Here is a 26,313-nt window from a genome sequence, read left to right on the forward strand (position 1 = left end):
TGGAAATACTAGTCTTGTTCTTTAACAAATTTGGCTTTAGAAAGCCCTTGCCAGGGTAACCATTGATAATAAATCATTCCTTGAAGATCGGTCCGATAATAATTTATTTTTTGCTCCTTCAGCGTCGCTAATGTCTCCTGATGAGGATGTTTAAAACGATTATTCAGTCCAGCTGAAATCAATGTTTCTCGCGGATTAAGCTGTTTGATAAATCTTTTAGTAGACGACGTTTTACTACCATGATGACCGACTTTCAAGATGTCGATTTTCAACTGGGGATAGCGAGCCAACACTTGTTCTTCTCCTTCGGCTTCCAAGTCACCAGTAAATAAAAAATGCCGTCCACCTAATTGTGTGGAAAACACTATCGAGTCATTATTGCCCCCAATACTGCTCTTATTTGGCGATAAAATTTGAAAAGAAACGGGCCCATTAATTCGCTTGGGCGCTAAAATTGGCCGACAGTCTGTCCCGCTTTTTTGGAGTTGTTTCAAGACTTGGTGAAACGAAAAATTGGCTTCAGCTGCTCCTTTAGGGAAATAAAGAACAGAAATTGGAACCTTCTGCGCAATGGCTAATAAATCGCCAAAATGGTCTTCATGTGCGTGTGTAATGATCACTTCATCTAAACGTTTGACTCCTTGACTTTTGAGAAAAGGAATCACTGAATATTCCGCTCCTGATCGACTATTTTTCCGTTTCCGCCAAGCTTCTTTGTCAAAAGACAACCGACCACCTGTATCGATCAGTGTATTTTTTCTGTGAAAAGGCGCTTGGATAAACAAACTATCCCCTTGGCCTACATCAATCATTGCAACAATGCCAATTGGCGAAAGGTATTTACTATTTATCAAAATAATTAGTAGTCCGATTGAGAAAAAAATTTTTTTAGACTTATCTGCTAAATAAATCATTGAAAGTCCGATTAGTAATAACAAACTAATTTGTATCCAAGCATTTAAATAGCCGATGGTCAGCTTCGGATTTAAGTGAACTAGCACCCACTCAAATAAACCATTCATTGTTAAAAATAGTGGTTCGAGCAAGGCTGCTAAATAGCGTGCTGGCATAATAATCACTAGAAAAAAGCTCAACGTCAAAAGCGGTAACAAGAACCGTTCAAAAATTGGTAACAAGAGAAAGGTTAAGAAACTCCCTAACAAGGGCCATTCATAAAATGATTGGACTAAAATAGGTAAGGAAGCCACAGCCAATAGGAAAGAGCCTACACAATTTTTAATGAAAGGCGAAGAATAACCGACTAATGTTTGCTCTAAAAACAGCAGAACAAAGGAAAGTAAGTAACTAAATTGACCGCCGACTGAAAAAAAGAGGGTTGGCTGAACAATCAAGTGCACTAAGAGAGTTAAACTCCAACAATCGAGGGCCGGAACCTGCCAATTAAATCGTCGATTGAACGTATTGAGGTTTGTTTGTAAAAGCGCACGCATGACACTGACTGAGAATCCTGTTAAACCAGCATATATCAGAGAAAAACCGCATTGCCACAAAAAATAACTTTCTTGCGTTCGACGAGCGATTCTTAGCATCAGCAAGCGAAATAAACGAAGGAAAAAAGAAACATGCATCCCTGACAAACTAAAAAGATGCAAAATGCCTAATGCTGAAAATTTATCACTTATTTCAGCAAATTCTTCATTACGAAAACCTAAAAGCAACGCATTCATGTACATTGCACTAATATCAGCAAAATTTTTCTGAATATGTACCATCGCCCATTTCCGCCAGCCGCTAATGATTTCTTTAAACCGCCAAGAAAAAAAGGAACGCGGTTGTCCTATCTCCTCAATGAATAAAATAGCTTCGATTCCTTGATTCTTTAAAAATAGTTGATAATTGAAGCCATTTTTGTTGGTTTGACCTTGGGGGGATTCTAAAATACCTACAGCGGTTGCCTGAATGGTTGTGGCTAGTTGTTGCCATTGCTGTTTTTCTTTCACACTTTTTAATTGATAAAATGCCATCACTTTCTGCCTTTTGCCTTTTACGATCCAATTGGCAGGAAATTTTACTTGATCGCCATCTACTTGTATTTCATCTGGCAATATCGTTAGCTGTCCTGACAAGCGGACTTCTTTAGGCAACAAAGAGACTGGCTTTAACCACTGGAAAATCAATATGCCCCCTACTATTAAAAAACTGCACAAAAAACCTCCCAATATAACAGGAAAACTTTTTGTACAGACAATACGGATAACAGTGATAGAAAGAAGAAGAGCTCCTAATAGACTAGGTGCGAAAAGACACCACAGCCCACAACTCGTCAGTAGAGCTACGAAGAACCAATTATTCCTCAGCTGAGGAAGGATTGTCCTCAAGTGTGGCAAATTCTTCTCCCCATTGTAATTCGGCAAAATATTTTGGTACTAAAGTCACTTTTTCAACCGTGGCACCTACTTGTTCAATTAAATTTAGGGCGTACGCATCATTACGGTAATCCTTTAAATAATAAATCTTTTTAATCCCTGCTTGTAAAATCATCTTTGTACATTGCAGGCACGGGAAATGTGTCACATAAATTTCTGCCCCTTCTGTAGGGACGCCAAACTTCGCACATTGTAAAATTGCATTCATTTCTGCGTGGATTGTTCGAACGCAATGATTATCAACAACATAACATCCCTCATCAATACAATGCGTTCCCCCACTGACTGAACCATTGTAACCTCCTGCAATAATTCGTTTGTCGCGAACAATGGTTGCTCCGACAGTTAAACGTGTGCAAGTACTTCTTAATGATAATAAGACGCTTTGTCCCATAAAATATTGGTCCCATGGAATTCGTTCCATAATAAACCTCCTTTATTTTTAATGACTCCTGTGTTCGATTTGCCAAATCATTTAATCTTATTACAAATAGTATGTTATCCGCATCCCATAGTCAAGAATTCTCAGGAATTTTCTGTTAAAAGTTAGCCAGTCACTGTCAACATGTCTTTTAAACGTTCTACTGTTTTCTCTCCAATACCTGGAACATTTTTCAGTTCCTCGACGGTTTTAAACGGTCCTTGTTCGTCACGAAAGCGAATAATCTCTTGTGCTTTTTTCGCACCGATTCCTGAAATCGTTTGTAGCTCTGCTTCTGTTGCCGTATTAACGTTGATCTTTTCCTCCTGATTTTGCTGAGCAGGTGCTGATTCCTGCAGCGTTTCTAATGACTGTGCCACTGATTCTCCTTTTTTGGGCACGTAAATAATCATTTGATCTTTTACTTTTTGAGCGTAATTGACCTGGGCAGTATCAGCTTCCTCGCTCACGCCTCCAGCTAAAGCTAAAGCATCCCAAATCCGCTGCTGATTTTTTAGTTGATAGATTCCTGGTACTTTCACTGCGCCTTTAATATCAACATAGATCATTGTTTCTGTCCTTTCTTTTGTAGCATCTGTGGCGGCCTCTGCCGTAGTGGTCAGACTTGTCTCTTCCCACATTGTGGTGTCTACTTGTGCCTTCTTATTAACCATCAAATAAATGCCCACTAATAGAGTTATCAAAATGACCATAGACGCGCCACTACCTAGCAATAGCCACTTTTTGGGTAACTGTTTCAACCAATCCATCGTTTGTCCTCCCTTCAAAATATAATTACGCATTTTTTAACAAAAAAATGCGCCTGGACCAAAAATCACTAGTAATTTTTGGTCCAGGCGTACTTTTATTTTAATTTCTCTAGATAGTTCAAGGCATCTTGAACCGTTTTTACTGGGACAATTTTCATTTTTGTCCCAATTTTTTTCGCAGCTTCTTGTGCTTCTTGATAATTCGATTTGATTTTTGGCTCAACTTTTTTCATTTCTGGAGTTATTTCATCATCAGGTGCAAAGAAAATTTCTGCGCCGTTCTCACTGGCAGTTACAACTTTTTTGTCAATGCCACCGATTCTACCAACGATTCCTTGACTGTTCATCGTACCCGTTCCAGCAATTTCATGACCTTTTCGTAAATCTTTATGACTTAATTGTTCATAGGTCTGCAAAGTAAACATTAACCCAGCCGATGGCCCACCAATATCACCCGCTTCAATAGATACTGGGATAGAAGAATCAATTTCTGTATGATCGGTCAAACCAATACCAATCCCCGCTTTTTTATCTGTTGGCAATTCAATTAATTTGCCGGTCGCTTCTTTTGCTTTGCCATCTTGAATAAATTGAACAGTGACTTTTTGATTTACTTTTTGTGCTTTAATGTAATTCATTAATTCTTCACTGCTTTTAAAAGATTTGCCATCCACGCCTGTCACGGTATCGCCAACTTCAATTTTTCCTTTAAAACTTGAGTTGTCTTCCATCGCTAACACATAGACACCTTTAAATTTCATCTCATATGGAACCTTCGCTAATTTTAAGGCTTGCTCAATTGCGGCGTTTTTTGAGGAATCCATATAATATTGTTGAATTCGATTATATTCGCTATTACTACTATCCCCCATTAATTCTTTTTTAGACATAACTTCTTGAAAATCCGAAAAGTTTGCTTTTATGGCAGAAAAAATAGTGGCCGAACGAATGCCCACCGTTGTTAAATAAAAAGCACCAGACTGCGTATCTTTTTTCCCATCAACAGTTACAAACTCCTTTAAATTTTCAGTCGTTCCTGGTCCTTCAATATAATAAGGAATGGGGACGATAAACAAACCAATTAGCAGCAATGCCAATACCATTGGAATGAGTGATTTAAACGAAAATTTCTCTGTTTTTTTATTCATTATTTTAGCTCCAGTCATTCTTCTTTTGTTTTAACGCGTGATAAATATTTGGAGGAAGATAGTCAGACACATCGCCCCCAAAACGTAAAACTTCTTTTAGTAAACTGGAGCTTACATGTGCATATGGTTCTTCTGCTAATAGAAAAACCGTTTCAATTTCTGGCGCCAGATGTTGATTCATTTTAGCAATGTCTTTCTCGTACTCGTAGTCTTTGACGTTTCTAATGCCACGAATCAAAAAATTAGCCCCTAATGATTTTGCACTTTCCACAGTTAACTGGGTTTCTTGCATAATAACACGCACATTTGGCATTTCTTTAGTTGCTTCTTCAATTAAATATTTTTTCTCTTCTGGCGTAAATAATGTTTGCTTACTTGTATTTATAAAAACACCAATAATGACTTCATCAAATAACTTCGCACTGCGTTCAATCAAATTTAAATGACCATTTGTCATCGGATCAAAACTTCCGGGAAATAGAGCAATTTTACGCATCCTACGCCTCCTGACGATAAATCGTTACTTGAGTGATTCCGTAAACGGTTTCTCTTGTTTTTTCTAGTGTACCAATCGTTTCCGGTAATTTGACAGTTTTATCTGTTTCACAAACGATAACGGCTTCGTTTGTTAATAACTGCCGTTCTAACATCTTTTCTAATTGTGAAACAATTTCTTGTTTGGCATAGGGCGGATCCAATAAGACCAAATCAAATTGTAGCTTCTCTTCATAAAACTGTTCTAAGGCACGATTAGCATCCATTTTTCTAACTTCAAATTTTTCTGGTTCTTTTGTAATCGCAATATTTTCTTTAATTACTTTTAGTGCAGCAAAATTCTTTTCAATACAAATACTTTTGTCCATTCCACGAGAAACGGCTTCAATCGCTAACCCGCCACTTCCTGAATATAAATCCAGCGCCATTCCACCGTCGAAATATGGACCAATCATATTAAAAATAGATTCTTTTACTTTATCTGTTGTGGGCCTAGTATTGTCACCATCTAACGCTTTCAAGCGTCGGCCACCATATTCTCCAGAAATAACACGCATTGTTTCGACTCCTTTATCAATCATTCTTTTATAATTCATTATAACAAAAAGAGTGAAAAATGTTTGAAATTTCTCATAACATTTCTCACTCTTTTACATTAGACATTCTCTGCTAAGCGAATCTCTGTAGATAATTCCTCTACTACATAGCCATCGTCTTCTTGTTCTTGATAAGCCGCTTTGGTACCAATTTTTTCAGCAAAATTCATTTCGACATCTGGTCGATACGATTTATCGACACTACGAACAAAATGTAACTGATTAATTTTTTCCATGTTACTTTCAATATTTTCTTCATTCATGTAAATCACCACATATTTCATTTTTCGTGAAACATAGTGAATCAGTCCATATCGGCGTAACTGTTTTAACGGTTTTAATGTGTATACCCAAACAATTAGGCAACGACGCTCTTGAAGCGTAAATTCTTTTTCTTCTTTAGCTTGCATGGCAGCTTCCTCCACAACCTGAATGTTTCTTTCCTCGTTCAAAGAAAGGATTTCCAGCATCTACTTTAATATCTTCAGAAATTAGTTGCGCAATCTTTAAACCAATTGTATCTAGCAACGTTTGAACGTTTGTCTCAGCAAAACGATAATTTGCAACGATTTCATTTAAATCAAGCGCCCGCTTTGCTTTACGTAGGGCTCGTTGTTTCTCCCGAAAATCGGGCGCATGAATTCCATAAGCTTCTACTCGTTCAAAAGCTGACTTAGCTTCTAAAAATGCTTTTTGTAATTGAGCAACTTCCGTTGAAGCATACATGGCTTTTTTTGTTTCTTTATAGTTTTGAACAGCATCACTTTCTAAAAGTGCTGAAATTAAGCATTCTGTTTGATCTTCAATTGCAAATAAATGTTCTGTCACAATCATAACTTTTCACTACTCTCCGTGATTTGCCTATTTTCTGGTCGTTTCTCTAATAAGACTAACACACCTTCATTGGAAAAGGCAACGCCCAATTCTGTCGTTTCTGACTCAGCAAAATAGCTATCATATTGCGGGTCCGAAAACCATGACAAAATAGTAAAGGTACTATCATAAACAGGTTCTTGGAAAATACCTGCTGGTTCTCTCAACGAAAGTTTGCTCGTTTTAACTAATAAAGAAAATTCGTCCTTAGTCAACTGAAAGGGATGAATAGCCGTATGTTCCTCTCTTGTTTGTAACAATTCCGCTTGTCGATTTGCTGACAAAACTGTTGGTGTATGGTTGGCCATCGTTTGATACAATGTTTGGGCATCTTTTTGACTTTGTGTGGAAACTGAAAAAGCAGCTTGATTTTCTTGCTGTTTAACCAGATTCATGACATAAATCGCTTGGTTACTTTGAACAGGATCGAAGGTCATTGACTGCGTTATATCAACTGGCAAAGGAGAACCTTCATTTAATTGATACGGCATTTCCGTGAGCAACGTTTCTTTATTGACATAATTAACTGCCATTAAACCGCCTGTCCGCTGATTAAAAAATAACACTGCAAAACTGCCATTATCAAAAGCAACCAGTGGTCGATAGTTCATATCTTCTTCCATCAGCTCGACATCGTAAGCTTCATGATGAAAATTAAATGCAAAATTAGAATAAATCGTCATTAAATCAGACAAGTCAGCAAGCTTCATATCTATCTTAAACGGTTCTATCATTTTGTCATTGTTAAAGGCCTTAATTGCGATGACTTTATTTTCTCGAACGTTGACTTCTAAGTAATCATTCATCGTCAAACCGAACGTCCATAATTCATACGTACGACCTGTTTTAATTTTTTCTTTAGGATTGCCAAACTGGCGGATAAAGGTTTCCACATCTTTCCCTATGTATGCTGCGTAGCCAGAAGCTGGCAATTCTTCATGAGGAACAGCGGTGTGAGCGCTGGATAAGCGCCCACTTTGAGCTGTTTCGGTTGGTTTTTCAGCAGGGAAAAAAACTGGCTCTAAATATCCAATGAGTAGAACTGTTAAAAAAACAGCAGTAAAGGCCCAAAATCGCTTCATTTTTTCCCCTCTCATCTTATTTTTCTTTCACTTCTAATAACAAATCACCTGAGCTGATTGCTTCGCCTTCTTCAACATAAATGTGATCTACCGTGCCCGCAAAACGTGCTTCGATAGTCGTTTCCATTTTCATGGCTTCTGTAATCAGCAACGGCTGACCTTTTTCTACTTTATCGCCACGTTTGACCAATACTTGTAGAACAGAACCAGACATCGTTGCGCCGATTTGTTCTTTATTAGTTGGTTCCGCCTTTTGTTTAACTTGAACAGCTGACTTAATAGAGGCATCTTTAACTAAAACCTCACGACGTTGCCCATTCAAATTGAAGAACAAGACACGGTTTCCGTCAATATCAGGTTCGCCAATTTCATCTAAACGAATAATTAACGTTTTTCCTCGTTCAATTTGAACTTCCAATGTCTCTCCTTGACGAATACCATTAAAGAATGTTGGCGTATCTAATAAGGTTATATCTCCAAAGGTTTCGTATTTTTGTCGATACTCTAAAAATACTTGTGGATACATTAAATAACTTAAAACTTCTTCCAATTTAGGTTGATACCCAATTTTTTCGGCTAATTCTTCTTGTACTTTCGCAAAATCAACAGGTGCTGCTAAGTCACCTGGTCGCTCTGTGAAGGCTGGTCGACCTTTTAGAATAATTCGTTGGAGCTCTTTCGGGAACCCACCAACTGGTTGACCTAAATCACCTTGGAAAAAAGTCACAACGGATTCAGGAAAACTTAGTTCTTCACCACGCGCATAAACATCTTGTTCTGTCAGATTATTTTGAACCATGAAGAGTGCCATGTCTCCCACGACTTTTGAAGATGGCGTCACTTTTACAATATCGCCAAACATCAAATTCACTGTGTGATACACTTTTTTGATTTCATCCCAACGGTGCCCTAAGCCTACCGCTTTTGCTTGCTGCTGTAGATTAGAGTATTGACCACCAGGCATTTCATGCATATAGACTTCTGTTTGCGGGGCATTTAACCCATTTTCAAATGGTTGATAATACATGCGCACATCTTCCCAATAATGATTGATTTTCTGTGCATTATCAATGTTAATAGTTGGCGTCCGTTCACCATTGACTAAAGCATAATATAGACTGTTCATACTTGGCTGGCTAGTTGCGCCACTCATCGCACTCATTGCGACGTCAACAATATCAACGCCTGCTTTAGTGGCTGCTGAATAAGTGATGATCCCATTGCCACTAGTATCGTGGGTATGGAGATGGATTGGTAAATCCGTGGCTGCCTTTAATTCACTAATTAAACGATAAGCAGCTTGTGGTTTCAATAAGCCAGCCATATCTTTAATCGCAATGATTTGTGCGCCTAAATTTTCCAATTCTTTAGCCATATCAAGGTAATATTGAACATTATATTTTGCTCGGGCTGGATCATTGATGTCCCCAGTATAACAAATTGCTGCTTCCGCAATTTTTCCGGTATCCCGAACGACTTGAATACTTTTTTCCATTTGAGGAATCCAGTTTAAGCTATCAAAAATTCGGAAGACATCGACTCCTTGGCGAGCGGATTCTTTAATGAATTCTTCAATAACATTATCAGGGTAATTTTGATAGCCTACCGCATTAGATCCTCTGAACAGCATTTGTAAAAGTGTGTTTGGCATCAACTGACGAATTTTTCTTAAACGTTGCCATGGGTCTTCGGTTAAGAAGCGATAGGCAACATCGAACGTAGCGCCACCCCACATTTCACTAGAAAACAGCTCAGGCAGGGCTGCATCAGTTAGACCAGCAATTGCTTTAAAATCTTGTGTTCTCACACGAGTAGCTAATAAACTTTGGTGCGCATCACGGAACGTGGTATCTGTCATTAACACACTTTCTTGATTCTTAACCCAATCGATGACGGCGGTTGCTCCTTGAGCGTCTAGAATATTTTTAGCTGTGATCACTTTTTCTGGAACTTCAATATCTGTCGGCACGCGCGGGGCTTCAAAATATTTTTTCTCCGTTCGTTCAATACCAGGGAACCCATTGACCGTTACTTCTCCAATGTATTTCATCGTTTTATTGCCACGATCGCGCATACGAGGAAATTCAAATAATTCAGGTGTATTATCAATAAAGGTTGTTTTGGCTTCGCCAGATTGAAACGCTGGATAGCTCACAACATTTTGTAAAAACGGAATATTTGTTTTCACGCCACGAATCCGAAATTCTTTTAAGCAGCGTTGCATTTTACTGATTGCCTGTTCAAAAGAGAAACCATGCGTACAGACTTTAACCAATAAAGAATCAAAGTAGGGTGTCACAGCGTAGCCAGAATAAGCATTCCCTACATCTAAACGCACACCAAAACCACCTGGTGAACGATACGTATCGATTTTCCCTGTGTCTGGCATAAACTGGTTCAGTGGATCTTCAGTCGTAATCCGACATTGAATAGCCGCGCCTTTTAATGTCAATTCGTTTTGTTCTGGCAAATGCATATCTTTATGCAAATCAAGCCCTTGCGCAATTTGTAATTGAGAGATCACAATATCAATATCTGTAATCATTTCTGTGATAGTATGTTCTACCTGAACACGAGGATTCACTTCAATAAAATAAAACTGATCCCCTTCTACTAAAAACTCAACCGTTCCCGCATTCACGTAGCCGACATGCGCCATTAACTGCACAGCAGCCGAACAAATGGCTGCTCGTTGTTCTTCATTCATTGATACACATGGTGCGACTTCTACCACTTTTTGGTGGCGCCGTTGAACAGAACAATCACGTTCAAATAAATGCAAGACATTCCCATGATGATCGCCTAAAATTTGTACTTCGATATGTTTAGGATTAGAAATATACTTTTCAACATAAACCTCGTCAGAACCAAAGGCTGCTTTCGCTTCGCTTTTTGCTCTTTCGTAACCTTCTCGTGCTTCCTTGGCATCGTGGGCAACGCGCATCCCACGACCGCCGCCACCTAAAGCAGCTTTAATCATGATAGGAAAGCCATGCGTTTCACCAAAGGCTACGACCTCTTCCACCGTTGCTACTGGCCCGTCTGAGCCTGGAATCGAAGCAATCCCCGCAGCTACAGCTGCTTCTTTCGCTTTAATTTTATCGCCAAAAATATCTAAATGATGTGTTTTAGGTCCGACAAAAATGATTCCTTCTTCTTCACAACGTTCGGCGAAGCGTAAGTTCTCAGATAAAAAGCCATAACCAGGATGAATGGCATCTGCTCCCGATTTTTTGGCAATTTGGATAATATTTTCAATGTCTAAATAGGCTTCAATTGGTTTTTTCCCTTTACCAACTAAATACGCTTCATCTGCTTTGAAACGATGAACAGAATACTCATCTTCTGCAGCATAAATCGCTACTGTACGGATATCTAATTCTGTACAAGCTCTAAAAATTCGAATCGCAATTTCGCCACGATTGGCAACTAATACCTTTTTCATAACGTCACTCCTACCATCAATTTCCTTCAAATTTATCGGTTCTGTTCTAAAGATAAATAGTACTCATTTTCTAATTTCTGACGTGTTTCATCTGCACTGATATTCAGGACAAAGGCCACAGCAATCGAAATAATCAGCAAACTATTCCCACCTTGACTCAAGAACGGGAAAGTAATTCCTGTTAATGGAATAATCCCAGTAATCCCACCAACATTAATAAAGACTTGAATTAATAACATTGTACCAATTCCAATACACATTAGTGAATTAAAAGGTTTCTTCGAGCGTACACCAACTAAAATAATTCGCGCAATCATAAACATCAACAATCCTAAAATCGCTAGACCGCCGATAATGCCTAACTCTTCTAAAGTAATCGCAAAGATAAAGTCCGTATGTGCTTCTGGTAAAAAGCCTTTTTTCTGAACACTATTCCCTAGACCTTTGCCAAACCAGCCGCCATTACTGATTGCATAATAAGAATTAGCTAACTGATGGCCTAAGTTCCGTTCATCTAAAAATGGATTTTTAAAGACAGCAAAACGATTATAAATATATTGATAACGCGCTGGGAAAATTTTTCCTTTAGACATAATTAATAACTGAATAGCCGTGATACTACCTAAAATGCCCATGCCACCGACCAAGTAGGTATACATATAATTAATCCCACTTGCTAAAACCATCACGATGGTAATTAATGTTAGAATGGCCGCATTCCCGAAGTCAGGCTGGATTGCAACTAGAGCAATTAATACAAAAACGAGCATCAACGGGCACCCGGCAGCTTGTTTAAATTGATCTATGCCTCCATTAATTGTCTTTTGTCGCCGTGCTAAAATATAAGACAAGTACCAGACAACCATGATTTTTAAATACTCAGCTGGTTGCATCGAAAATCCACCAATCTCAATCCAACCACGTGCGCCATTAATTTCTTTCCCGATACCAGGAATCCGAACGGCTAAAACCATAACCGTAATTACTGCAATGGCAAACATGATAAAACTTCGATTCTGGAAAACGGATGTTTTCATCTTATAAATAAAAAACATTGCAACTAACCCTACCACCCAAAAGGCAACCTGGTTAATAACGAATGACGTAGGTGAAAAACCTTTCATTACTTGTAATGCGGATGTGGAACTATATACCATAATCAATCCCACGATACTTAAAATTAAATATGGAATAAAAATACTATAGTCTAGCAAATGCCGTTTCTTTACTTTGTTTGGCAAAGCTTAACCCTCCTTGCCAATCTCGTTTTTTTCTTGTGTTTCTTCATAAACATCTGTATATAATTGATTCAATTCGCGTTCTAAATCACTTAGTAAGCGATGTCCTTCATCATTAGTTAAAATCCCCAAACGGGTCGCATAAGTCACTTGTCTTGAAAAACCATACATTTGTGTATCCACCACTTCTTCAAATGCTTTACATTGAGAAATGCACAAACTGTTTTTTTGATTACGAATAAGCATTTTAATGCGTTCTGCATCGTCTTCTAATAATTGAATGGCAAATTTCTTTGAAATTCCTTCGTCCATTTGTACAGAACCTCCCTATCTTAATTAAATAATTATAACATAATTCTCAGTTAGATACATGATGATTTCAGAAAATTTCCTTTAAGAAATTTTCTAAAACCAAGCGATATATTAAGTAAGAAATCTCTTTATATAACAAGCTTATTTTATCAATACAACAACAAATACATTAAAAGACTTTTTTCTTATTTTCTGCTTTTAATTTTAAATAAAATAACAAACTATATCATTTTTTTGTCTCTTGATATTCTTTAATTACTTCTAAAAAGGCGGTGCCATATTTATCTAATTTATTTTGGCCGACCCCTTTTATTTGCAATAATTGAATCGTTGTTTGCGGTAATTTTTCACACATTTCTTTAAGTGTACTATCGGAAAAGACTACATATGGCGGCACGCCTGCCTCTTGAGCCATGTCCATACGTAATTCGCGCAATCGTTCAAACAAGGCATCATCCACTGCTACTTTTCGAACTTTTTGGTCTTCTTTTCGGAAGACCTTCCGTTCCCCTAAGAGCACCTGAACACCTTCTGTCGAGACTGATAACAACGGAAATTGCCCATCAGAAGGAATTAAATAACGTTCTGCTGTTAAATAATCAATCAGCTGTGTGACTTCTTTTTGCGTGCGACCTTTCATTAGTCCATATGTTGGCAAACGATCAAAATGCCATTGATCAATTTTTTGATCTTTTGAACCAGTCAAGACTTTACCAACTAAGCCCTTACCGAAACGTTCTCCCATACGTTTTACACAAGACAAGACTTTTTGGGCATCGACCGTAATATCGACTAATTCTCGATTATCCAGACAATTCGAGCAGCGACCGCAGTCCGTCCCTTCTTCACCAAAATAGCGTAAAATATATTTTTGTAAACACATTTGTGCATTCGCATATTGTGACATTTCCCGTAATTTCAAGTACTCTTTCTGCTTATAATCAATGGTCATTTCAGATTGTTCAATAAAGTATTGTTGAATTTGCAAGTCTTGTGGAGCAAACATTAACACAGCATCACTAGGCAGACCGTCACGACCAGCTCGGCCGGCTTCTTGATAATAAGATTCAATATTTCCTGGTACTTGTGCATGAATGACAAAACGAACATTACTCTTATTAATCCCCATACCAAAGGCATTTGTTGCTACCATCACTTGCACTTGATCATACAAGAACGCTTCTTGATTTTCACTACGTAGCTGTTCACTCATACCCCCATGATACATCCCAGCCGCAATTTTTTTATTCTCTAATAAATGATAAATTCGTTCAACTTCCTTCCGCGTGCTTGCATAAATAATACCTGATTGCCCAGTATTCATCTTTAAATATTCCAAAAGAAAAACGTCTCTATTTTGATCTTTCACGACTTGAAAAGATAAATTTTCTCGAGCGAATCCTGTTTTGATTTCATTTTCTGATGGAATTCTTAATTGCTTGACAATATCCTCCGCTACTTGTGGCGTTGCTGTAGCTGTTAGTGCAATCACAGTTGGTTGTTGTTGAAATTGATCGATAATCTCTGCTAAACGCAAATAGCTTGGACGAAAATCATGCCCCCATTGTGAAATACAGTGTGCCTCATCTACTGCCAATAAATCAATCGGTACATGTGTCAGCATCTGTTGAAAATCATAAGATTCTAATCGCTCTGGCGCAACATACAATAGCTTGACTTCTTTGTTAACCGCTAATTGAATACGATGATTCATTTCTTGATAGGAAATGGTACTATTGATATATGTAGCTGGAATTCCCATTAAATTCAGGGCGTCTACTTGATCTTTCATTAAAGAAATTAATGGTGAAATCACCAATGTTAAATTATCCAGAAGTAAGGCTGGCAACTGATAACAAATTGATTTGCCTCCACCTGTTGGCATAATGCCTAAGACATTTTCTTGTCGCAATACATGACGAATAATCGTTTCTTGTCCTGGCCGAAAATCATCATAGCCAAATGTATCTTTTAATAATTCTTGTAATGCACTCATTTATTGCGCTCCAATCTTTGTTCTACAAGTCATTTTAACACGCTAATCTAACAGGAACAAGGTGTGTTAAAACAAGACACAATCGTGAAACACCAGTTAACGTGAAACATCAAAAAGAATGAAAAATTGTGAAAGCTTGCTGTCAAAAGCTTTCAAAAATAACGACATTTGCTTGTTGTGGATAACGAGTAGTTATCCACACATAAAAAAATAACCTTATCTTAAAATACGCATTAATTCGTTTTTGCCATCAAAAAAACCAACTATTTTCGTAGTAAAACGAGCATAGTTGGTTTAAATGTTTATTTGTCGAAAAATTATTCAGCTTTATCTGGTACAACTTTATCTGTTTCAATTAAAGGCACTTTCATTTTTTTCAATTCTTGATATCGCTCTGAAGTTTGAACACCGTATACTTGATAACGAATTCCAGAAACATTGAGTTTCTCAATGACCGCTTCATCCGCAATATCATTAGCAACAGATAATAATGCGTTTTTATATGATTTAATTTTTTTTATCTCTTTAGGAATATCTTCTTTTTTGTCACATAGCCATGAGACAGTAGCATCTGGATACTTTTGAATCACAAAATTTCGACTTGGTTCATCACTAATCACAAAAAAGCTACGATCATAAATTTCATATTTTTTTAAGATGTCCATGACATTTTTAACAAAATGTTCATCTAACCAGTTTCCTTTGGATCCATCAACATTAACCATCAATCCATTATTTGCAGCTGCTTCAATTGCTTCTTCAAACGTCGGAATTTTTATTGATGTGTTTTCATATTTAGGATAACTAGCCGTTTTTATACTTACTTTTTTTAATTGTTTCATGGTAAATTTTTCTGATTTTCCCTGTCCATTCGTTGTTCTATCCAATGTATTGTCATGCATTAAATATAATTGACCATCTTTATTGCTACGAACATCAATTTCTACACCATTATAATTCTGGTTAGCTGCTTCATTAATTGCTTCAACAGTGTTTTCTGGTGCTTTATTATGATCTCCACGATGAGCTATAATTTGTGTCTGGTTTTTAGGTAATAAACGTTCAACAGAACTATTAGCACAACCAGTTAATAGAAATACCCCTACTATCAGAGATTTGGCGATTTTATTCACTTATCCACACAACTCCCTTACTTATTAAAAGAAAAAGTACAATAGCCATCGGCATTTTGTACTTTTCAAAAAAATTATTCAGCTTTTTTCTTTTTCTTGTTTGCTTTTTCGCGTTCGTTTTTGTTAAGAATTTGTTTTCTTAAACGGATGCTTTCTGGTGTTACTTCACAGTATTCATCTTCATTCAAGAATTCTAATGATTCTTCTAACGTTAATTTTTTCGGTTTTTTGATGACTGATGTTTGGTCTTTCGTTGCCGAACGAACGTTAGTCATTTGTTTAGCTTTTGTGATGTTCACAGTTAAATCGTTGTCGCGGTTGTTTTCCCCAACAATCATTCCTTCGTAAACTTCTGTCGTTGGTTCAACGAAAACTGTACCACGTTCTTCAATACTCATAATTGAGTAAGTCGTTGCCTTACCAGTATCGATTGAAACTAGCGCACCTTGATGACGGCCGCCAATCGTTCCTTGAATCATTGGTAAGTATTGATCGAAGGTGTGGTTCATAATACCATAACCACGAGTCATTGATAAGAATTCTGTTGAATAACCAATTAAGCCACGAGCTGGTGCTAAGAAGATTAAACGCATTTGTCCGTTACCGGCATTAATCATATCTTGCATTTCGCCTTTACGTAAACTTAGGGATTCAATCACGCTACCCATGTATTCTTCAGGTGTGTCAATTTGAACACGTTCAAATGGTTCACATTTAACCCCATCAATTTCACGTTCAATAACTTCTGGACGAGAAACTTGTAATTCATAGCCTTCACGACGCATGTTTTCAATTAAAATTGATAAATGCAATTCGCCACGGCCTGATACAGTCCAAGAATCTGGGCCAATTGGATCAACACGTAAAGATACGTCTGTTTGTAACTCAGCCATTAAACGTTCTTCGATTTTACGAGCGGTAATGTATTTTCCTTCACGTCCCGCAAATGGAGAATTGTTAACTAAGAAAGTCATTTGTAAGGTTGGCTCATCAATGTGTAGAATTGGTAATGCTTCTTGATTGTGAACATCTACAACTGTTTCCCCAACGAAAATGTCTTCCATTCCAGAAACGGCAATTAAATCGCCCGCTTTTGCTTCATCAATTTCCACACGTTGTAGGCCAAAGAAACCTAAAATTTTCGTTACACGGAAATTTTTCACGCTGCCATCTAATTTCATCAACGCAACTTGGTCGCCGACTTTCATTGTGCCACGGAACACACGGCCAATCCCAATACGTCCAACGTAATCGTTGTAGTCTAGTAATGAGACTTGGAATTGAAGTGGTTCGTCTGAATTGTCAACTGGAGCTGGCACATGTTCAATAATTTTATCAAAAATTGGGGCCATTGTTGGCTCTTGATCTGCTGGATCATCTGATTCACTTGAAGTTCCGTTTAAAGCAGAAGCATAAACAACTGGGAAATCTAATTGATCGTCGTCTGCACCTAATTCGATGAATAACTCTAAAACTTCATCTACTACGTGTTCAGGACGAGCAGAAGGTTTGTCAATTTTGTTAACAACCACGATTGGTGTTACTTTTTGTTCTAATGCTTTTTTCAATACGAAACGTGTTTGAGGCATTGTTCCTTCATACGCATCGACAACTAAAACAACACCGTCTACCATTTTCATGATACGTTCTACTTCACCACCGAAGTCCGCGTGTCCTGGTGTATCTAGAATGTTGATACGTGTACCGTTATAATCTACGGCTGTATTTTTTGCTAAGATAGTAATTCCACGTTCACTTTCAAGTGCATTGGAATCCATTGCACGTTCTTGTAATTGTGTGTGTCCATCTAAAGTGTCAGATTGTTTTAAAAGTTCATCTACTAAGGTTGTTTTACCATGGTCAACGTGGGCGATAATTGCCACGTTACGAATATCATCTCTGTATTTCAATTTAATTGCTCCTTATCTATATACGCTTATGTTACTTAAGTCCATAAAAGCCGACTGCTTATTATAGCAAACTTTTTTCATTAAAAAAAGGCTTTCGCCTGCAAAAATAATGAAAGTTTTAGAAATTATTCGGCTTTTTCTGAAAACAAGGACATTTTTTTACAAATTTTTCTCTTTTAAAAGAGGAAGAGCCTTACCTTTCAGCAACGCTCTTCTTTGATTATTCCGATTCATTTAAATATCGGGTAAATACTTCATCATAGGTTTCAGGAGTTGCTGCAATAAAGTATTCACGACCCGCAAAAGTTAATGGTTTTCCTGTAATACCAGAGTATTTAAACCCAAATTCTTCCAAAAGTACTAAGCCTGCTGCATAATCCCAAGGACTTAGATTAGATAAATAGCCATGATGGTTGCCTTTTAACATAGCAATAATTTCCAAACCTGCACAACCGCTAATACGCACGCCCATGCTTGCTTGTCCGATTTCCGTTGCGTGATGAATATTTTTTCCATGCATGTAAGCATTCATGCCCCATAATCCATCTGCCAAGGCTTTCATAGTAGGCGCTTTTAATAATTGATTATTCCGATAAACGCCAAGCCCTTTGCCGCCCCAATAAAGTTCTTCTCGCATCACATCATAGATAAAACCTAATTTACCAATGCCGTCTTCATAAACAGCTAACATAATACAAAAATTTTCTCTTTCCATCACGAAATTCATTGTGCCATCAATCGGATCGATGATCCACACGCGACCAGCAAAACTTTTTAAAGTATTGTAGCCTTTTTCTTCCCCTAAAATTTGATCTTCGGGAAAATTTGTTTGAATTTTATTCATTAAAAATTCTTGGGTTTGTTCATCCATATTTGTCACTAAATCGGTGCGGCCATTTTTCTGTTGAACGGTTAACTCTGATTCCAAGTTCATTCGAATCACATCGGCTGCTTCAAAAAGCCAACTTTGAATTGTTTGAATAAATTTTTGCGTTTCAGTCATCTAATCATCCCCCAGCTTTAATTTACCGCTTCCCTGTTTTTTAGCTTGTTGAAGCGTACGATATAACGAATATCCTGAAGCATTTTCAAATTCACGACCTAAGCGTTTTTCTTCGCCGATACTTTTAACGACCGTTTTAAATTGTTGATAAGTTGTTAAAAATTTGTCAACAGGCAAGCCTGTTTCGTTGGCTTGCTCAACTGCTGTCCACATATTAGTGACAATCACCATTTCCTCTGTCGTCCAATCTAAATCTAATGGATATTGATAGTCTTTCATGTCTTCACCTCATCTTCTCTAGTTTAGCATATTTTCATAAAAAAACATCTTATTTACGTCGATTTTTTAATGCATTAAAGAGAGGATATTCTGCTGTTCCTTTGCGATACAAACTTTGTTGTGAAGCATAAATACCGCTATTTCCTGAACACATAAAACTGATTAAGCAAACCATGAAAAAATAGACCGCCGCTTCACTACCAAATAGTTCAATTCCCATAATGAAACAAGCAATCGGCGTATTCGTGGCGCCAGAAAAAACACCAATAAATCCTAAACCTGCTAAAAAAGGAATTGATAGATGTAACAAAGGGGCCAAAGAACTCCCTAACGTAGCCCCAATTTCAAACAATGGCGTCACTTCTCCTCCTTGGAATCCGGCGCCCAAGGATAACACCGTAAAGAATAATTTCCCAACAAAATCAAAAGGCTGCGCATTACCTGCAAAAGCATCTTCTAGTAAAGGTAAACTCAAGCCTAAATAACGTTGGTTGTTTAAGACGAGCACAAACAGAACGACAATGGCAGCGCCAAGAAACGCACGAAGGTAGACATTAGCAAACCAATTTGCATAGGTCTTTTTTAAAAAGACAATGGAACGACTAAAAACCCAACCTGCCAAACCAAAACAAATCGATGCCAAAAATAATTTTACAAATAGTTCAACCGACCAAGTCGGAATTTTGCCCATCGGATAATGCGTATGTGTTACACCAAAACTTTCAGTTACAAAATTAGCAAATAAGCCTGCAAAAAAACTTGGGAAAAGTGCCTCTGCACGAACTTTTCCAATCGCCAAAACTTCTAATCCGAAAACCGTTCCCGCTAATGGTGTGCCAAAAACAGAACTAAAACCTGCACTAATTCCGCTAATAATAATTACTTGTCGTTCCAAAGCGGACAGTTTAAAGACTTTTCCTACAGCATTTGCGATTGCGCCCCCCATTTGCACCGCCGTCCCTTCACGACCAACAGAACCACCAAATAAGTGCGTAGTAATCGTGCCAAACAATGTTAAAGGAATTAAGCGCAAGGGAATATCTTCTTCCCCGCCATTGCCTTGTTCAATCACTAAGTTATTTCCTCGGCTAGCATTTTTCCCAAAACGCGTATAGAAATACGTAAAAACGACACCGCTAATGGGGAGGATAAAGAGTAACCAAGGATTTGCTAAACGAACATCTGTTACATAGGTGAGACTCTTTAAGAAAAAGGCGGATAACGCCCCCATAAATAAACCAATAATTGCGGTAATGAGCAACCATTTTGCCATATAACCGCCGATTGATAGTAGTTGCTTTGTTTCTTTTTTCACTTTACATGCTCCTTTACAATTTTCTTATCGCCAATCCTAGCGTACAGAAAAAGCCTACCAAAGGGTACACTTCTCCCGTTTGGTAGGCGTCATTAATTTATTCGTCCAATAAATAGTTCGTGGTGAACACCATCACCATGTTGCTATTAAACTAATAAAAATAATACCACGCAACTCTGGAAAGTGCAATAAAAAATCAATTGCGTTCCGTTTTTATCCACGTGCTATTACCTTTGATAAACCGATAATAAGCCATCACCACACTAACGAATAAAATTAAGTACATGTAGGAAATAGTAAAAGGCAAAATAATCAGCCCCAGTTTTGCAGGTACTTTTAGTTGAAAATTTTTCAACTCGCGATAATAGTTGATTGTAAAAAAAATGCCGAAAACTAACGAAATACTGACGGCCAAAACAAAACTAATGACAAGCGATAACGAAAAGCCTAACCTATACAAGTGTTGTAGTTGAAGCCCAGTTAAGACAAAAACGAGCATCCCCGCTACGAGATTAATAAAGGGTTGCGCTAAAAAATAATAGATTCCACACTTCTGCCTTAGCGTTAATGACTTTGATTTAATCACCCTGGGTAAATACGCTAGACAATCTAAATTTACTTGAACCCAACGACTTCGTTGACGAATAAAACGTTTCACATCTCTCAGTGCTTCTTGAGCCATAAAGGCCTCGTCAATATAAGCAATCGATAACTCTTTCAGCATTAATTTAATGGTTAACTCATAGTCATCCAACAAAGCATTTCCCCAAGGCTGATAGCCTAAGTGTTCGGTAATCATTGATAACCGAAAAAACTGACCATTGCCACCAAGTCCGATGGTTTTTGTTGCTCGACGCGCTTTTTGAATAAAATTATTAATCGTAAAAAACTCAACATCTTGTGCAATAAACATAAAATTTGTGACATCTTTCATTTTGATCCTTGTTTGCGCAGCACAGACTGTTGTATCTGTGAAAACAGCAGTTAGCTCATTGACAATATTTTCACTAAAAAAACCATCTGCATCTACCACACCCACTAAAACTTGATCCCAAGAATAGTGTCCTTTTTCTGCATCTGTTAATACAATTTGGAAAGCGTGGTTCAAAGCGGCCCCTTTGCCTTGTTGCGCATTGGGAAATTGACGAGACAGAACTTGGATTGGACCAGCAATACTGTCCATCATTGCTTTGGTTTGGTCCGTTGATCCATCATCAATCGCAATTATTTTTTTCTTAATTGGTAAAGCAACCAGTTTTTTTAATGTTTCTCCGATGACTTTCTCCTCGTTTACACACGGTACAAGAAAGTAGCAGAAAAATTCTTCTGCTACTTCGACTTCTCTTCTTGTTTTTTTTCTTGTTCGAAAACTGAGAAATAAACTTGTAAATAAATAGGTTAAGAAGATGAACATAATTACTTTGTATAACTGATACAAATAAATCATGTAATTTGACCTCTTTTAAAAAAATAACGGTATAGAATGTAGGCAGTGACAATCGAAACTAGAATAACGCCAATTAAATCAACCACAAAAAAGGCGCCTGTTGAAATTACCCCAAGTTTCGGTAAAGCTGATTGGCTCATTAAATACCCCTTTCTCTCTATTTGTTTTTACCAACACACCACCACGATGACCATCACACACCCCCTATAATAATACTTTGGAGGATTATAGTACACAGGTGGATTATAGTACGTAACTGGCGGAATATATCCTGGCCAATATGTTGGTGGTGGCGGATTATAAACCGGTATTTTTCGGTTTTCTCGAACAATTGCAATTGTTTGACCCGCATGATTTTGCGTCAGACTGACGCGTGTTGGCGTAGTATTTCGTGAATAACCAGCCGGCGCTTGAACTTCTCTAATTTCATATACCCGGTTGACAGATAGCCCACTAATAGTGACTGTACCATCCCAACCTGTTGTTACTCTTTGTGTATAGCCATTAGTTGTATCTTTCCATTCAAAAACAGCGCCCGCTAAACGTGCTTTTGTTTCAACATCTTGTTTAATAATTCTGATAGCACCATAGTTTGCTTTATTGTTTAACACTAACGTATACGTTTTTGTGCCTTGACCTCGTAAATCAATCCGATGGACCCTACTATCCAACGCATACCCAATTGGCGCTTGTATCTCGGTGATTTCATAAATACGATCCGACGATAATCCTGGAATCAGTACTTCACCATTTCCATTTGCTGTAAATGTTGCCGTATAGTTATTGGTAGTATCGCGAAATCTGAATTTCGCTCCTGCTAAACGTTTTCTTGTATCCGTATCTTGCTTAATAATTTTGATGGCGCCTTTTTGTGCTTGATTATTTAAGACTAATGTATAGGTTTTACCACCTTGTCCACGTAAATCTACTTTATGAACACGTCTATCTATGATATAACCATTCGGCGCTTTGATTTCTGTGATCTCATAGATACGATCACCGGCTAATCCAGTAATCAGTACTTCACCGTTCCTATTCGCTGTAAACGTTGCAGTATAATTATTGGTTGTATCTCGGAATTTAAATTGTGCGCCTGCTAAACGTTGTTTCGTATATCCATCTTGCTTAACAATTTTGATGGCACCTTTTTGTGCTTGATTATTTAAGACTAATGTATAGGTTTTACCACCTTGTCCACGTAAATCTACTTTATGAACACGTCTATCTATGATATAGCCATTCGGTGCTTTTATTTCTGTGACCTCATAGATACGATCACCGGCTAATCCAGTAATCAGTACTTCACCGTTCCTATTCGCTGTAAACGTTGCAGTATAATTATTGGTTGTATCTCGGAATTTAAATTGTGCGCCTGCTAAACGTTGTTTTGAGTAACCATCTTGTTTAATTAATTTTAAATTGCCACGTAGCGCAACATTTTCAATGGTATAATAACCAATCTTGTCAGCAAAATTAGTCGTTAGGGTAACTCGGTAAGTCTTGTTATTTAAGATATAGCCGTTTGGTGCTTTAATTTCTGTAATTTCGTATACACGATTGACTGGCAAATTCGTTATCAGGGCTTGTCCGTTTTTGTCAGCTACAACTGTTCCTTCTTTTCCTGTCACCGTATCACGCCATTTAAACTCCGCACCTGCTAGACGTTTTCTTGAATCTTTGTCTACTTTGATTATTGCTAGACTACCTTTTTGCGCTGTATTATCAATAGTTACTGTCACTACTTTATTGGCTTGTGCACTTGTTAGAGTGACTTTATGCACGGTTTTGTCTAGTACATAACCTGTGGGTGCTTTCGTTTCTGTGATTTCATACGTACGATTGACGGATAAGTTGGGAATTGTGATGGTTCCATCGGTTCCAACTGTCACTGTTCCTGTCTTTCCTGTCACTGTATCTTTCCACTGAAATTCTGCGCCTGTTAAACGTTTTTTACTGTCTTTGTCTTGTTTAACAATTTTGATGGCGCCTTTTTGCGCTACATTATCAACAGTTACTGTCACTGTTTTATTGGCTTGTGCACTTGTTAGAGTGACTTTATGCACGGTTTTGTCTAGTACATAACCTGTAGGTGCCTTCGTTTCTGTGATTTCATACGTACGATTGACGGATAAGTTGGGAATTGTGATGGTTCCATCGATTCCAACTGTCACTATTCCTGTCTTTCCTGTCACTATATCCTTCCACTGAAATTCTGCGCCTGTTAAACGTTTTTTACTGTCTTTATCTTGTTTAACAATTTTGATGGCGCCTTTTTGCGCTACATTATCAATGGTTACTGTCACTACTTTATTGGCTTGTGCACTTGTTAGAGTGACTTTATGCACAGTTTTGTCTAGTACATAACCTGTAGGTGCCTTCGTTTCCGTGAGTTCATACGTACGATTAACTACTAAATTGGGAATTGTGACCATTCCATCGGTTCCAACTGTCACTATTCCTGTTTTTCCTGTCACCGTATCTTTCCACTGAAATTCTGCGCCTGTTAAACGTTTTTTGCTTTCTTTATCTTGTTTAACAATTTTGATGGACCCAATTTGTACTTGCTGCTTATTCTTCACCCGATATGTTAAAGTGTAGTCGGCTTTTCCAGCAAATGAAATAGGATGTTTAGTTTCGTCTAATTCATAGCCATTAGGCGCCTTCGTTTCAACTAAATAATATTCTCCATCAGGTGATAAATTTGAAAATAACAGCTCGCCATTTTCATTCGTGACACCTTTTTCTATTAGATTATTTTTTTGGTCATACAACGAAAATTCAGCACCTGCTAAATGTTTCGCCTCATTATTTTCATCTACTTTTTCTACTTTTAACTGGTTTTCTAAACGCGTATTTTCTTTTTTCAAGCGAATCGTCTGTGTTTGTTCTAACTTAATTTCAAATGGAACTGGTGTTGCATCTAACTTGTAACCAGTTGGTGCTTTTGTTTCAATGAATGCATACTGACCAGCTTCCAAACCAGCTAAACGAATTTGACCTGCTTGATTGGTGGTTAAGGTTTCTTGAACAACTTGTTGTGTTTTTGTGTTCACGACTTTGAAAACAGCACCTTCTAAAACTTTAGCAGTTACTGCATCAATTTTTTCTAAAACGACACCCCCTCGACCTGTTCCATCACTACTCTCGTCTGCTGTGATGTAGGCAATATCATCATCTTCCCAAGCATCGAATCCCTCACTAGAAATACGCATATACGTGTAATTTGATAGCACGGCATCACTTGGAATATTTTCATTTGGAATCGTTTCTAAATAAATATAATAGGCATTTTTATTGGAAAGATAACTGCCCGTGGTCGTTGGTATTCCTTCAAATTTTTCTGCTTCATAATTAAATCCAGATTCAGAGGCATTTTTTTGGAAAAATTGACTGGCATCATAGCTATATTCGTCATGTTCCAAATTCCGAATCATTTCACCATTTGTTTCTAAAATAGGCTGCTTGGTGAGATATGCAGCAATACTGTCAATAGCTAATGTTTGGTTTGGACCTACATTATCTAAAAATTTAAAGGTTGTTTTTTCTGAACCTGAAAGACCTGCTTGATTATAGTTAAAATAAATGACCCAGGCAATTCTTCCCTCTGAGGTAAATCCTAACGGGACTTTTCGAACCAGTTCAGTTGGCGGAACTTTCTCCACGTATTGCCCGATATTAATTTTGACAATTTTTTGTGAATCACCAAAAGTAAAAACGACTTGATCTTCAAAATCTTCTGATAAATTTTGATTATATCGTAGCTTCAGTTGCAAATCTGCTGAGTAATCTGTAAGCGTTTGTAAGGCTTTAATCGTCCAAGTACCATCATCGTTTGGAATCACTTGAAGTGCATCTCCAATTTCAAAAGGCGTCATTGAATAGGAATATTTTTCACTAGCCATTTTTAACGTAAGGACCTCGCCCTTTGTTAATTCGGAAATTGATAATGCCAAGGAAACAGTTGCCCAATCTTTTGTTGCAACTATTTCCGTCTTATTTTCTGGATACTCCACAGATATAGACCGAATTTGCTGTCCACTTTCATTATCCATCGCATAAGAAATAATACTTGTATTAGATCCTAAAATAATAAAGATAATTAAACAAAGTGAAAATAACTTATTAATAATTTTTTTCATTCATCACAATCCTTTCAATATCAACATGTGTCTTTTTAGACACCAATTCACTAAAAAAAATAGTCATAATTTCTTCATTCTTCAAATCCAACAACTGTGAAATCAATTTAATATCCGCTGCTTTGAAAACAACTTCTCCTTTTAATTTTTTGTAAATCGTTGAAGCGGATATTGGTTGTCCGTATGCAGTCATTTCATTTGCCAACCACTCAACATTTTTTCCTTTCATTCTCAATTTTGAGTGTATTAAATTTGATTCCATTTTACTCTCCCCCTTTTTCACTCTTAGTGTCTAATAAGACACAGAAATTATATCATTTTGTG

Annotated in this window: 22 protein-coding genes and 1 riboswitch; all 22 genes read right to left on the minus strand. The window is 37.4% G+C overall.

Annotated features, from left to right (window positions below):
• Positions 1–8: 8 nt before the first annotated feature.
• Positions 9–2,273, minus strand: coding sequence for a DNA internalization-related competence protein ComEC/Rec2 (locus IGJ63_RS09140; RefSeq protein WP_438746638.1), 2,265 nt, complete (start codon positions 2,271–2,273; stop codon positions 9–11).
• Between the two features lie 34 nt (positions 2,274–2,307).
• A complete protein-coding gene (locus IGJ63_RS09145) occupies positions 2,308–2,811 on the minus strand; it encodes a ComE operon protein 2 (RefSeq protein ID WP_002356697.1) in 504 nt (167 codons plus the stop codon).
• 122 nt (positions 2,812–2,933) lie between these two features.
• Positions 2,934–3,611: a helix-hairpin-helix domain-containing protein gene (locus IGJ63_RS09150; protein WP_438746323.1), complete on the minus strand. Its 678-nt coding sequence runs from the start codon at positions 3,609–3,611 to the stop codon at positions 2,934–2,936.
• 62 nt (positions 3,612–3,673) lie between these two features.
• Entirely contained in the window at positions 3,674–4,744 is a 1,071-nt protein-coding gene (locus IGJ63_RS09155; RefSeq protein WP_033601296.1) for a SepM family pheromone-processing serine protease, read from the minus strand.
• Entirely contained in the window at positions 4,731–5,222 is a 492-nt protein-coding gene (gene coaD, locus IGJ63_RS09160; protein ID WP_002356693.1) for a pantetheine-phosphate adenylyltransferase, read from the minus strand. Before coaD ends, IGJ63_RS09155 begins: the two co-directional genes overlap by 14 nt.
• Before the next feature lies 1 nt (position 5,223).
• A complete protein-coding gene (gene rsmD / locus IGJ63_RS09165; RefSeq protein ID WP_002414371.1) occupies positions 5,224–5,817 on the minus strand; it encodes a 16S rRNA (guanine(966)-N(2))-methyltransferase RsmD in 594 nt (197 codons plus the stop codon).
• A gap of 59 nt (positions 5,818–5,876) precedes the next feature.
• The gene (locus tag IGJ63_RS09170) at positions 5,877–6,227 is read right to left on the minus strand and encodes a YlbG family protein (protein WP_002359714.1); all 351 of its coding nucleotides are present in this window, start codon (positions 6,225–6,227) and stop codon (positions 5,877–5,879) included.
• Positions 6,217–6,651 (minus strand): YlbF family regulator, encoded by a 435-nt coding sequence (locus IGJ63_RS09175; protein ID WP_002400862.1) that lies wholly within the window; start codon positions 6,649–6,651, stop codon positions 6,217–6,219. Before IGJ63_RS09175 ends, IGJ63_RS09170 begins: the two co-directional genes overlap by 11 nt.
• Positions 6,648–7,772 (minus strand): CAP-associated domain-containing protein, encoded by a 1,125-nt coding sequence (locus tag IGJ63_RS09180; protein ID WP_010707308.1) that lies wholly within the window; start codon positions 7,770–7,772, stop codon positions 6,648–6,650. Before IGJ63_RS09180 ends, IGJ63_RS09175 begins: the two co-directional genes overlap by 4 nt.
• 16 nt (positions 7,773–7,788) lie before the next feature.
• Positions 7,789–11,217 carry a pyruvate carboxylase gene (locus IGJ63_RS09185; RefSeq protein ID WP_438746327.1) on the minus strand — a complete coding sequence of 1,143 codons (3,429 nt, stop codon included), beginning with the start codon at positions 11,215–11,217 and terminating at the stop codon, positions 7,789–7,791.
• Between the two features lie 32 nt (positions 11,218–11,249).
• Positions 11,250–12,458, minus strand: coding sequence for an FtsW/RodA/SpoVE family cell cycle protein (locus tag IGJ63_RS09190; RefSeq protein ID WP_438746329.1), 1,209 nt, complete (start codon positions 12,456–12,458; stop codon positions 11,250–11,252).
• A 3-nt stretch (positions 12,459–12,461) separates the two neighbouring features.
• Positions 12,462–12,767 (minus strand): YlaN family protein, encoded by a 306-nt coding sequence (locus IGJ63_RS09195; protein WP_002356684.1) that lies wholly within the window; start codon positions 12,765–12,767, stop codon positions 12,462–12,464.
• A gap of 226 nt (positions 12,768–12,993) precedes the next feature.
• Entirely contained in the window at positions 12,994–14,763 is a 1,770-nt protein-coding gene (gene recQ / locus IGJ63_RS09200) for a DNA helicase RecQ (RefSeq protein ID WP_002368957.1), read from the minus strand.
• 317 nt (positions 14,764–15,080) lie between these two features.
• Complete coding sequence (locus tag IGJ63_RS09205) at positions 15,081–15,896, minus strand: glycerophosphodiester phosphodiesterase family protein (RefSeq protein ID WP_002382728.1); 816 nt, start codon at positions 15,894–15,896, stop codon at positions 15,081–15,083.
• A gap of 74 nt (positions 15,897–15,970) precedes the next feature.
• Positions 15,971–17,806 carry a translational GTPase TypA gene (gene typA, locus IGJ63_RS09210; RefSeq protein ID WP_010715382.1) on the minus strand — a complete coding sequence of 612 codons (1,836 nt, stop codon included), beginning with the start codon at positions 17,804–17,806 and terminating at the stop codon, positions 15,971–15,973.
• Between the two features lie 220 nt (positions 17,807–18,026).
• Positions 18,027–18,809 (minus strand): inositol monophosphatase family protein, encoded by a 783-nt coding sequence (locus IGJ63_RS09215; RefSeq protein WP_002356680.1) that lies wholly within the window; start codon positions 18,807–18,809, stop codon positions 18,027–18,029.
• A complete protein-coding gene (locus IGJ63_RS09220; protein ID WP_002356679.1) occupies positions 18,810–19,088 on the minus strand; it encodes a UPF0223 family protein in 279 nt (92 codons plus the stop codon). It abuts the gene before it with no gap.
• A gap of 49 nt (positions 19,089–19,137) precedes the next feature.
• Positions 19,138–20,403 carry a voltage-gated chloride channel family protein gene (locus IGJ63_RS09225; protein WP_002362212.1) on the minus strand — a complete coding sequence of 422 codons (1,266 nt, stop codon included), beginning with the start codon at positions 20,401–20,403 and terminating at the stop codon, positions 19,138–19,140.
• Between the two features lie 76 nt (positions 20,404–20,479).
• Positions 20,480–20,549: riboswitch (Fluoride riboswitch) on the minus strand.
• A gap of 50 nt (positions 20,550–20,599) precedes the next feature.
• Positions 20,600–21,850, minus strand: a complete 1,251-nt coding sequence (locus IGJ63_RS09230; RefSeq protein WP_438746332.1) for a glycosyltransferase family 2 protein — start codon at positions 21,848–21,850, stop codon at positions 20,600–20,602.
• Positions 21,847–21,990, minus strand: coding sequence for a hypothetical protein (locus tag IGJ63_RS09235; RefSeq protein WP_002356674.1), 144 nt, complete (start codon positions 21,988–21,990; stop codon positions 21,847–21,849). Before IGJ63_RS09235 ends, IGJ63_RS09230 begins: the two co-directional genes overlap by 4 nt.
• Before the next feature lie 27 nt (positions 21,991–22,017).
• Positions 22,018–25,989, minus strand: coding sequence for an MSCRAMM family protein (locus IGJ63_RS09240; protein WP_438746334.1), 3,972 nt, complete (start codon positions 25,987–25,989; stop codon positions 22,018–22,020).
• On the minus strand, positions 25,973–26,251 hold the full coding sequence (locus IGJ63_RS09245) for a hypothetical protein (protein WP_010715384.1): 279 nt from the start codon (positions 26,249–26,251) through the stop codon (positions 25,973–25,975). The genes IGJ63_RS09240 and IGJ63_RS09245 overlap by 17 nt, the downstream gene beginning before the upstream one ends.
• Positions 26,252–26,313 lie beyond the last annotated feature (62 nt).

It is taken from the genome of Enterococcus sp. DIV1375a, assembly GCF_051712205.1.
Classification (GTDB): Bacteria; Bacillota; Bacilli; order Lactobacillales; family Enterococcaceae; genus Enterococcus; species Enterococcus faecalis.

Coding starts and splice junctions, on each gene's coding strand:
- IGJ63_RS09145 (WP_002356697.1), bottom strand. CDS start 2,811: ATGGAACGAATTCCATGGGACCAATATTTTATGGGACAAAGCGTCTTA.
- IGJ63_RS09150 (WP_438746323.1), bottom strand. CDS start 3,611: ATGCGTAATTATATTTTGAAGGGAGGACAAACGATGGATTGGTTGAAA.
- IGJ63_RS09155 (WP_033601296.1), bottom strand. CDS start 4,744: ATGACTGGAGCTAAAATAATGAATAAAAAAACAGAGAAATTTTCGTTT.
- coaD (WP_002356693.1), bottom strand. CDS start 5,222: ATGCGTAAAATTGCTCTATTTCCCGGAAGTTTTGATCCGATGACAAAT.
- rsmD (WP_002414371.1), bottom strand. CDS start 5,817: ATGAATTATAAAAGAATGATTGATAAAGGAGTCGAAACAATGCGTGTT.
- IGJ63_RS09170 (WP_002359714.1), bottom strand. CDS start 6,227: ATGCAAGCTAAAGAAGAAAAAGAATTTACGCTTCAAGAGCGTCGTTGC.
- IGJ63_RS09175 (WP_002400862.1), bottom strand. CDS start 6,651: ATGATTGTGACAGAACATTTATTTGCAATTGAAGATCAAACAGAATGC.
- IGJ63_RS09180 (WP_010707308.1), bottom strand. CDS start 7,772: ATGAAGCGATTTTGGGCCTTTACTGCTGTTTTTTTAACAGTTCTACTC.
- IGJ63_RS09185 (WP_438746327.1), bottom strand. CDS start 11,217: ATGAAAAAGGTATTAGTTGCCAATCGTGGCGAAATTGCGATTCGAATT.
- IGJ63_RS09195 (WP_002356684.1), bottom strand. CDS start 12,767: ATGGACGAAGGAATTTCAAAGAAATTTGCCATTCAATTATTAGAAGAC.
- recQ (WP_002368957.1), bottom strand. CDS start 14,763: ATGAGTGCATTACAAGAATTATTAAAAGATACATTTGGCTATGATGAT.
- IGJ63_RS09215 (WP_002356680.1), bottom strand. CDS start 18,809: ATGACTGAAACGCAAAAATTTATTCAAACAATTCAAAGTTGGCTTTTT.
- IGJ63_RS09220 (WP_002356679.1), bottom strand. CDS start 19,088: ATGAAAGACTATCAATATCCATTAGATTTAGATTGGACGACAGAGGAA.
- IGJ63_RS09230 (WP_438746332.1), bottom strand. CDS start 21,850: ATGATTTATTTGTATCAGTTATACAAAGTAATTATGTTCATCTTCTTA.
- IGJ63_RS09235 (WP_002356674.1), bottom strand. CDS start 21,990: ATGAGCCAATCAGCTTTACCGAAACTTGGGGTAATTTCAACAGGCGCC.
- IGJ63_RS09240 (WP_438746334.1), bottom strand. CDS start 25,989: ATGAAAAAAATTATTAATAAGTTATTTTCACTTTGTTTAATTATCTTT.
- IGJ63_RS09245 (WP_010715384.1), bottom strand. CDS start 26,251: ATGGAATCAAATTTAATACACTCAAAATTGAGAATGAAAGGAAAAAAT.